Below are 8,735 nucleotides of genomic sequence, written 5' to 3'. Positions count from 1 at the left end.
GAAAGTGTAACCCATGTATTTGGACTAAACTGTTACCCATGTTCTTGACATTACACGTCTTTTCTTTTCGTCCTTTTCTTTGGACGAGCAAAGAAAAGGACAAACATTTTCATCTCAACTTTCAGTCTAGGAAATTATAAAGGTATACAACCCTTACAATCCCATCGCCTGTTTAATCAGTTGTTGCTTCAGTAATGGATGCTGATTAGTCAGTGCCAAACCATAACTACGCGTCATCTGTATTAATGGCATATCCTGTTCAAAAAGCAATTTAAAGCCCTGCATGGCTTTTTGCATCATAAATATCTCGCCTTTGCGGGCACGCTCGTAGGGTCGCAGGTTACTTTTGAGGCCGATGTCCAGTTGCTTGCCATTACTCTTTTCGATCACTTGCGCCAGCTCTTCCACATCGCTAAAACCCAGATTAACGCCTTGGCCAGCTAAAGGATGGATGGTATGTGCGGCATCGCCAATTAAGGCGACCCGATCTTTGACCAAGCATTCAGCAGTGCGCTCAATTAATGGAAATGCCACTCGCTGGCTGGTCTCTAAGCATTGTCCAAGTGTGTTTTCAAACGTCTGCTCAAGTCGCTGCAAAAATTCTTTGTCATCTAAGGCCATCAGTTGATCGGCATAGTCGCTTTTAACAGACCAGACGATGGAGCAGTGATGCTCATCAGTCAGTGGTAAGAAGGCTAACGGGCCATTATGGTCAAAACGCTGCCAGGCGGTTTCTTGATGCGGCTTTTCAGTTTTTATGGTGGCTACAATGGCTTTATGGCCATAAGGTTTTTGCTTAGTTTCGATACCACTGTTTTTTCTCAACCATGACATGGCGCCATCGGCAGCGACCAGTAATTTCGCTGAAATATTTTTACCATCAGCCAGTTCAATTATCGCCTGCTCCGCCTGATAGGAAACCTGGGCGCATTTTTGTGGCGACAGGAATTCAATATTTCGATAGGGCTTTATGGCCTGGAACAGGCTGCGACGAAGCACGCGGTTTTCGATAATATGGCCAAGGTTGGGTTCAGCCAAAAGGTTGGCATCAAACTCAATCTTGCCGCGACTGGCTTCGCCGTCCCACACATACATTCTTTGGTAGGCGGTTTTTTCATCCTGCTCAATAAAGCTCCATGCGCTAACCTCATCGAGCAACTTCTGACTGGCTCGAGTGATGGCGCTGACCCGTAAATCATAGTCGCTTTTATCCCAGCTCATTTCCACAGGTTTGGGATCAATAATGGCAATTTTCAGTTGACTCTGCGCCAGCCGAGCAGCCAGTGCCAGACCAACCATACCGCCACCAACAATGATCAGATCATAATCAGGGATACTCTGTTGCATACTCATTCTCTATAAAGCAGCTATTTATGACCTGCTCTTCCAGTTTATTCTGTTCCAATATACGCCATAATTCTGGCATCTTCTGCTTAACATCAAATCTCAGCGTCTCTTTGTATTGCTTGCGCTCCTGTCGCGCCAGCTTCAGCTGGTCGCGAATGTCTTCGGCTGCGGCGTCAATCATGGCATCAGTGATATCATTACGTTGATAGCCCGGCTTTAATATTTCTGCAAACTGTTGAGCAAAGATATCATCAAAATCCTCAGTGATTTCGGTCCAGGCAAGTAGCTTGAGCCTGAGCCGTAGCTGATGTTCAGAAGACTGGCCTTTGTCCTTTGCCATCTGCCTGGCAATCTTTTCACCGTAGCTACTGATCACGCAGCTGGTCATGGCACTAAAACCATCTACCACTGCCATATAACAGAAATGTTCCGCATCGCTGACCTTGCCCGAACGAAAATAATAATGGCGCTGGGCCAGCTCCAGGTTGGCTGCCTTATCGCCTTCCTGAGCCAGACGCATCAGGGTTTCTGTCGAATACTTGTCGTAATCCGTTCTCTCATAAAATTTCGACTCTTTGACCGGATAACCTTTGCTGGCTCGCCACTGAAAACGCTCAAAATCAAAAATCTCTGATACCCACTGGTCATGGTAAAGCTCCCAGTCATCATAGTATTTTACAGCTTCACACAGTTCCTCCGATGCCGCTTGCGATTGCTTGGTATAATCAGGCTCAACGTGTTTTGCATTAACCAGCATTGTGCACAAACAGAGCAGAACACCCGTTGCTGTATGTTGAAAATTTAGAACGTCTGTTTGTGCTTTCATCTGTTTTTCAACTCACTGCATTCTTTTTGTTAATTGCGTTTATTCAAATGCCTACTCGAAACATTTGGCAACTTCGCCTTCCTGAATATTATTTTCTACTGCGTATGTGATGATGTCCGGTGCAGGTTCACTATCAAATTCACCCAGTCCTAAATTGTTTCGTTGCCTGACTAAGTCTGCATAAAGCGTCTGAGCTTTTGATTCAATCTCTTCATCACTAATTTCAACACCTTCTACTTCAGTCGCAAATTGAGTAGTAAATAATTCTCCCAATGGATCGTTTCTTAACTCATACATCTTTTGCCAGGCCTGAATTTCAATATGCAGTTCCTCAATGCGATCGATCTCGGGCTCTTCCTGATTTTCATGATGTGTTAACAGGTGGTTAAGAAAAGTGGTTTTGCAGCGGTGCATTGCAGAATAGCCATCGACAATCGCTCTCTCACAATAAGGCTGAGCTTCTTCCAACGAAGCAGGGTCGCCTTGCAGAAACAAGCGATAAGCCATTTTAACATTGGCAATCGAATCGCCCGCATCCGCCATCTGTTTCAGGTCTTCAGTTTCATAGTAGTCATAATCGGAGGTCTTTTTGATCTCCATACCACTACCGTTATATTCCATTTCAAAATAACCGCGTGTGTTGCCCCAGCCTCTGATTTCATCGACTAGCTTCTGCGAGTTATAACCCGAGCCTGATTTCTGCCAATCATCATACTTTGATACCAACTCGCAAAGCTTATCTTCTGGCTGTTCTTCAGCATTGTCAGCAGCCGGTTTTGTTTCACTATCAACCAATTGCTGTTCCTTCGAGTCATTGGTCAGATTGTTATCACTGCTCTTTTCAACTTCATCAACTGTTTTGCTATTTTGGCTATCGCTAGCTTGTACTACCGGTTGCTGCTGGCCAACTGTTTTAACACTATCCTCAACACTATCTCGAGAAATGCTGCGCCAGGTTAACGTCGCCAAAATCACCACCAGCACTAACATCAAAGATATAATGATTTTATTCTTCATGACTCGCCATTTGACTATTATTAAATCCAAAACCCATTGCCTGACTGGCAAACAATCCTTTAGCGACAGGCGCCACATCCATTGCCTTTAACAATAAATTGCGACTGATTGACAGCGGCAACCAGGGATTACTGAACAGCCGCGCCAATGATTCGGTAACCCATAGGGTCTGCTCACGATCAGGGCTTCTTTTCTGCTGATACTGCCGCAATAACTGATGGGAGCCCACGGCCTGCATCAAAGCTTGAGGATCTTTGCCTGCCTTTTGTTTAGCGGCTACCAACAGCTCGGTTAAATCTGCCACATCGCGCAGACCCAGATTGAAGCCCTGACCGGCAATCGGATGCAACGATTGCGCCGCATTACCTATTAAAACGCAGCGACCGCGAAAAAGGATTTCAGCTTTTAACTGAATGAGCGGAAAAGATTTTCTGGATCCCACCTTTGTGATCCTGCCAAGGCGTGCACCGAAGGCTTCTTCAAGCTTTTTAGCAAACTCAGTTTCATCCAGTTCAATTAACGACTGAGCTTCTTTGGTTGGTTTTGACCAGACCAGCGCCATCCGACCTTTGGTTAGCGGTAACAGGGCTAGTGGGCCATCTTTGGTAAAGCGCTCGTAGGCACAATTCTGATGAGGTAGCTGGGTGGTCAGGTTACAGACTATGGCAGATTTATGATAATCATTGATCTGAGCGTCAATATGCAGCTGCTGACGAAGCGGTGAGCGCGCACCATCGGCCAGCACCACCAAACCTGCTTTGACTTGTTGCGTGCCACTGTCCAGCTCGATTCTCAAAGTTGCTTCATCTGCCGACTGCTCAATATCCACCACTTTGGCTGGTGCGTGATAATCAATCAGTGGCTGTTTGCTGATAGCCTGATTGAGCGCCTGACCCAGTTGCCAGTTTTCAATCACTGCGCCCAGCGCTGGCACATCACATTCCTGGGCGCTAATTCGGGCAAAGCCGCAATGGCCCTGATCGGATACATGAATGGTCTTGATCGGAGCCGCTACTGAGGAGAGATCTTTTTCCAGTCCCAGCTTATTTAAAATATTCAAGGAGGCTGCTGACAAGGCCACGGTTCTGTCATCAAAACCAGGCTGGGCATTGGTTTCAGGTGCAACGGCTTCAAAGACTGCGTTTTCGATGCCTATATTAGCCAACGCCAGAGCCAGACTGGCTCCAGCCATACCACCGCCAATAATCACCACCGGATAGCTTTTCACAAGTTTTGATTTCCTATTGTCTGGCTTGCGCCATTAACTGTTCAATCTCTTCACGTGTTTTCGGCACGCCTTTTGACAGAATGTCGTAACCGTCGCGCGTCACCACCACATCGTCTTCAATACGAATACCAATGCCGCGCCATTTCTTTGCTGCCTTGGTGTTGTCTTTGCCAATATACAATGCAGGCTCAACTGTCAGCACCATGCCCGGCTCCAGCACTCTAGGCTGGCCATGCACCTGATAGTCGCCCACATCATGCACATCGAGGCCAATCCAGTGTCCGGTTTTGTGCATGTAAAAATCACGGTAAGCGCCGCGCTTGATTAACTCTTTAACCTCACCTTTCAAAATCTTTAAATCCACCAGGCCCTTGGTAATGACTTCCACCGCCTTGTCATGAATCTGCGCCCAGTGGTTGCCCGGCTTGATCATTTCAATGGCTGCTAATTGCGCTTCCAGCACGATATCATAGAGTTGGGCCTGCTCCTTAGAATACTGACCATTGACCGGAATGGTGCGGGTAATGTCCGCAGCATAATGCTCAAACTCACAGCCGGCATCCACCAACAGTAAATCACCATCATGCAGTTCATCGGCATTTTCTACATAATGCAGGATGTTTGCGTTATCACCACCGGCGACGATGGACGGATAGGCAGGGTAACGGCAACCGCCCTGCACATAATGATAATGCAGTACGGCTTCCATCTGCATTTCGGTTTTGCCGGGTGTGCAAGCCTTCATGAGTTCAACATGAGCCTTGGCAGCTGTTTTGGCCGCATGGCGCATACGCTGAATTTCAGCAGATGATTTTATCAGCCGCATATCATGCAGATGGTGACGCAAATCAACCAGCTCGCCCGGTGGCTCCGAGCCACGCACCGACTGCGACTGCAGCTGACTGCGCCATTCCATAATATGTTGATCAAACTCAGGATGCGCGCCAAAGGCAAAGTAGATTCGCTCCTTGCCTTCCATCAGGCCCGGCAGGATGTCATCAATGTCGGATATCGGAAAAGCGTCATCCGCTCCAAGCTGCTCCACCACACCTTCCTGCCCAAGACGCTTGCCGTGCCAGATTTCCTGGGTCACGTCTTTCTCGCGATTAAACAGGATAAACTCGCCATGCTTGCGGCCAGGGATCAGTACGGCAACTGCTTCCGGTTCATTAAAGCCAGTCAGATACCAGAAATCATTGTCCTGTCGAAAAGGGTAGTGCACATCATGACTGCGCACTTTTTCGGTGGCAGAAGGAAAAATGGCAATAGAATTGGGACCCATCCATTGCATCAGTTTTTTTCGTCGTGCGGCAAAGTTGATTGCTTGCATCCAATATCCTGTTAAGCGTGTGTTGGCTCGGGTGTGTGAATCCTAATGAATGTTCTTATTCTGTGGCGCCGAAGGTGTGGCCTGGTTAGCAGTAAAGATAATCTGCGCCGACATTTTCACATGCTCGGAAATGGTCATGAAGGCCGACTCCAGTTCTTCGGGATCTTCATCCTCGATAGAAAGATCTATCCTGGCGATCTCGCTCAAATCTCTTAAGGCTTCTTTGGCATCGCCTTCCAGCTCTTTCTCCTGCTTGATTAAACCGTAGCCGGTCAGATAGCCCTGACACCACTCGCCAAGTGCCTGCGCCCGCTGGTCAATCGGGTAGTCATCCTCAGGAATGAGCAAGTCAATTGAGTAGGATTCGGGTTGATAGTCTTTCTGAGTAAAGGCGATGATCTGCTCCAGCTCATCTTCTGCCTGCTGCCCCAGCGGCTCACCATTGGCCAAAAAATCACTCATCTGCTGGGGCCAGCGCCCCGCTTCGGGCACAAAGCCGTGTCCTACCAATCCATGCAACATGCCAGCCAGTTCAGCTCCAGAAAGATCCGGCAGAAATTTCTGGCAGAACTCATTAATTTCTAAATAATTCATTAAGTTAAACGCTTTTCATCTTGTAATTTCGGTTGCTGGCCCATAGTTTAACTCGCCAGGCGGCTAAAACCCAACACTAGCGGCTGAGAATTATTGGATAAAAAGGTGGTAGCAGCATCACAAGTCAAGCTGATTAAACATTGACCAAAAACCGGCTTGACTTTATAGTGTGCTTTAACAAAATCGGGTAACTCACTATGACACAAGGTCAATTAGAGAAACTAGAAGATAAGATCAACGCCTTGTTAGCGCGCTTCGAGAAGATCAATCTCGAGAACAATCAGTTACGCCAACAGGTTAATGAGTTGCGTAATGAGCGTGATCGTCTGCACAGCAAAAATGAAACTGCACGCAAGCAGATTGATATTATGATCTCTCGACTGAAGTCGATGTAGATTGCATTTAAGGTTTTTATAACAATATGGCAAAACCAAAAGTTACACCCATAAACATTACCATTTTGGGGAAAGAGTTCCAGGTCGCCAGTCCTGAAAGCGAACATCAGAAGCTTTTACAGGCCGCGAGCTTTTTGGACAAGCGCATGAAAGAGATCCGTGAATCGGGCAAGGTGCTTGGTCTTGAAAGAATCGCCGTGATGGCTGCACTGAACTTAAGCTATGAGTTAATCAATACGCCTACGCTCGATAGTGACGAAGCTAACGAAATTGAGCAAAGGCTAAGCCACATGAGTCAGAAAATAGACCAGGCTTTAAAACACAGTGAGCAAATAGAACTCACGGATTCTTAATATTTTGTAGCACAGCATTCTCAAACGAGCAGGAACGCAAATTTGCTTTTAACTTTTGTTAGAAGTGTCAGACAGTTAGCGCCTTTATAGCCAACTGACGCCCGGAAGGACCCAGCTAAACTTGAAACATCGACCAGGGTCTATGTTACAATGGCTCTTCCTGGACTGTTCGTCAGTAGCGACCGTCCTCGAGCCGATAATACTTTAATTGGGACTCCTCAATGGAAGTGTTGCGCAAGTCCGCTTCGACCGGAAAGCCTGATCTTCTATATGGACTCCCCCCTGAACCTTTGGGTTCATGGGCTATTACCTACAACGGCAGTCCGGGGTTTTATATTTAGACGCAATGAACGAAGCAGTTGCTCAAAAACATTATCTAAGAACCAGAATTAAGCATGAACGCTTAACGCTGACTAAACCCTTTATGGAGCGCGCAGCGCTTGCCCTTCTTGGCCATGCCTCTCAGGCCACACTGATTGAAGACCACGAAACCATTGCTTTCTATCTGCCTACTCGCGGCGAAATCAGCTGTTTACCTATGATTGAATATGCTCTCAAGCTGGGAAAAAAATGTTACGTGCCCAAAATCTATCCGAATAAAAAGCGAGGCATGTGGTTTCTGCCTTATACCGGCAAAGAGTCGGTCAAAGAAGGCGCCTTTGGCATCCTGGAACCAACAGCCCCAACCAGCAAAGCGGTTCGCCCAAGCGAACTGGATATCATCTTCATGCCGCTGGTAGCCTTTGACCTCAAAGGCAACCGCCTTGGAATGGGCGGTGGCTATTACGACACAGTACTGGCCAACATCCCCAAACACGAACAGCCCAAACTCATCGGCCTAGCCTATAACCTGCAACAGGTTCGTGACATTCCCCAGGAAAAATGGGATATCCAGATGGACGCAGTCATCACCCCCAGCCACTACCGCGTGTTTGAACGCAAGTCTAAGACAAGCATTAATCCAGCACCGAACCACTAGCCCCATAAGAGCTTGTCATAAAGTTTAGTACCTCGTCTGATACAAATATTATTCCGGATACATACACTCCAGCCCCCTTAGATTGAGCTGAGTAGCAACCATGGCATAGCAATTCAAAACAGGACGTTTTGAATAGTAAAATTCGGGTAGGTGACCGAAGGAAATCCCTTTAGGGAGATGGAACGTATTTTACGGTGCGTTAAGTGACTTGGTGGCGACGAAGAGAGTTGAGCAAAGCGAAACCTCAATCTCGGGGTGGCCTTCTCTTTGATTACTTTCTCTTGGCCACTCAAGAGAAAGTAATTCGCTGAGTAGCGAAACACTTGGCTGACAAATAATATCTAGATAATTGATATACCTAACGCTAACAGTATAAATCACACCCAAAACCCAGCCATAACTAACAATTTTTTAGCCCATGCTTTATACTTTGCGCTTTAGTCACCAACAAGCCTAGAGCACTATGAAGTATTGGTTAATGAAGTCTGAGCCGGATGTTTTCGGCATTGAACACCTCAAAGCCCTGCCCAATAAAACAGATCACTGGGATGGCGTTCGCAATTATCAGGCGCGCAACATGATGCGTGATGAAATGAAAAAAGGCGATAAGGTTTTCTTCTACCACTCAAACTGCAAACCTCCAGCAATCGTAGGCATCATGGAAGT

The 8,735-nt window shown here is 46.9% G+C and carries 10 protein-coding genes and 1 other RNA gene; 5 read left to right on the top strand and 6 right to left on the bottom strand.

Annotated elements, in window-relative coordinates:
* Positions 1-153: 153 nt before the first annotated feature.
* From HUJ19_RS02995 to HUJ19_RS02970, 6 genes are read right to left on the bottom strand one after another with little or no spacing between them, the layout of a single operon-like run.
* Positions 154-1,347: a UbiH/UbiF/VisC/COQ6 family ubiquinone biosynthesis hydroxylase gene (locus HUJ19_RS02995; RefSeq protein ID WP_290622205.1), complete on the bottom strand. Its 1,194-nt coding sequence runs from the start codon at positions 1,345-1,347 to the stop codon at positions 154-156.
* Positions 1,328-2,173, bottom strand: coding sequence for a hypothetical protein (locus tag HUJ19_RS02990; protein ID WP_290622204.1), 846 nt, complete (start codon positions 2,171-2,173; stop codon positions 1,328-1,330). Before HUJ19_RS02990 ends, HUJ19_RS02995 begins: the two co-directional genes overlap by 20 nt.
* A gap of 51 nt (positions 2,174-2,224) precedes the next feature.
* A complete protein-coding gene (locus tag HUJ19_RS02985) occupies positions 2,225-3,190 on the bottom strand; it encodes a hypothetical protein (protein ID WP_290622203.1) in 966 nt (321 codons plus the stop codon).
* Complete coding sequence (ubiH, locus tag HUJ19_RS02980; protein WP_290622202.1) at positions 3,180-4,418, bottom strand: 2-octaprenyl-6-methoxyphenyl hydroxylase; 1,239 nt, start codon at positions 4,416-4,418, stop codon at positions 3,180-3,182. Before ubiH ends, HUJ19_RS02985 begins: the two co-directional genes overlap by 11 nt.
* A 13-nt stretch (positions 4,419-4,431) precedes the next feature.
* Positions 4,432-5,748 carry a Xaa-Pro aminopeptidase gene (gene pepP, locus HUJ19_RS02975; protein WP_290622201.1) on the bottom strand — a complete coding sequence of 439 codons (1,317 nt, stop codon included), beginning with the start codon at positions 5,746-5,748 and terminating at the stop codon, positions 4,432-4,434.
* A 42-nt stretch (positions 5,749-5,790) separates the two neighbouring features.
* Positions 5,791-6,342 (bottom strand): UPF0149 family protein, encoded by a 552-nt coding sequence (locus HUJ19_RS02970; RefSeq protein ID WP_290622200.1) that lies wholly within the window; start codon positions 6,340-6,342, stop codon positions 5,791-5,793.
* Between the two features lie 197 nt (positions 6,343-6,539).
* Between HUJ19_RS02970 and zapB the strand changes: the two genes are divergently transcribed.
* The 5 genes from zapB to HUJ19_RS02945 all read left to right on the top strand — a co-directional run.
* On the top strand, positions 6,540-6,737 hold the full coding sequence (gene zapB / locus HUJ19_RS02965) for a cell division protein ZapB (RefSeq protein ID WP_018623784.1): 198 nt from the start codon (positions 6,540-6,542) through the stop codon (positions 6,735-6,737).
* 26 nt (positions 6,738-6,763) lie between these two features.
* Complete coding sequence (locus HUJ19_RS02960) at positions 6,764-7,090, top strand: cell division protein ZapA (RefSeq protein ID WP_018623783.1); 327 nt, start codon at positions 6,764-6,766, stop codon at positions 7,088-7,090.
* Between the two features lie 154 nt (positions 7,091-7,244).
* Positions 7,245-7,424, top strand: a non-coding RNA gene (gene ssrS / locus HUJ19_RS02955) — 6S RNA.
* A 12-nt stretch (positions 7,425-7,436) separates the two neighbouring features.
* Complete coding sequence (locus HUJ19_RS02950) at positions 7,437-8,069, top strand: 5-formyltetrahydrofolate cyclo-ligase (RefSeq protein ID WP_290622199.1); 633 nt, start codon at positions 7,437-7,439, stop codon at positions 8,067-8,069.
* Positions 8,070-8,532: 463 nt separating this feature from the next.
* On the top strand, positions 8,533-8,735 hold a 203-nt coding region (locus tag HUJ19_RS02945), incomplete at its 3' end, for an EVE domain-containing protein (RefSeq protein ID WP_290622198.1).

The sequence above is a fragment of the Kangiella sp. genome (genome assembly GCF_014762745.1).
Classification (GTDB): Bacteria; Pseudomonadota; Gammaproteobacteria; order Enterobacterales; family Kangiellaceae; genus Kangiella.
The sequence above is the reverse complement of the archived record's forward strand: the minus strand, read 5'-3'. Positions and strand labels throughout refer to the sequence as shown.

Excerpts from the sequence above, each read along its gene's own strand:
- HUJ19_RS02995 (WP_290622205.1), bottom strand. The coding sequence starts at position 1,347 with ATGCAACAGAGTATCCCTGATTATGATCTGATCATTGTTGGTGGCGGT.
- HUJ19_RS02990 (WP_290622204.1), bottom strand. The coding sequence starts at position 2,173 with ATGAAAGCACAAACAGACGTTCTAAATTTTCAACATACAGCAACGGGT.
- HUJ19_RS02985 (WP_290622203.1), bottom strand. The coding sequence starts at position 3,190 with ATGAAGAATAAAATCATTATATCTTTGATGTTAGTGCTGGTGGTGATT.
- pepP (WP_290622201.1), bottom strand. The coding sequence starts at position 5,748 with ATGCAAGCAATCAACTTTGCCGCACGACGAAAAAAACTGATGCAATGG.
- HUJ19_RS02970 (WP_290622200.1), bottom strand. The coding sequence starts at position 6,342 with ATGAATTATTTAGAAATTAATGAGTTCTGCCAGAAATTTCTGCCGGAT.
- zapB (WP_018623784.1), top strand. The coding sequence starts at position 6,540 with ATGACACAAGGTCAATTAGAGAAACTAGAAGATAAGATCAACGCCTTG.
- HUJ19_RS02960 (WP_018623783.1), top strand. The coding sequence starts at position 6,764 with ATGGCAAAACCAAAAGTTACACCCATAAACATTACCATTTTGGGGAAA.
- HUJ19_RS02950 (WP_290622199.1), top strand. The coding sequence starts at position 7,437 with ATGAACGAAGCAGTTGCTCAAAAACATTATCTAAGAACCAGAATTAAG.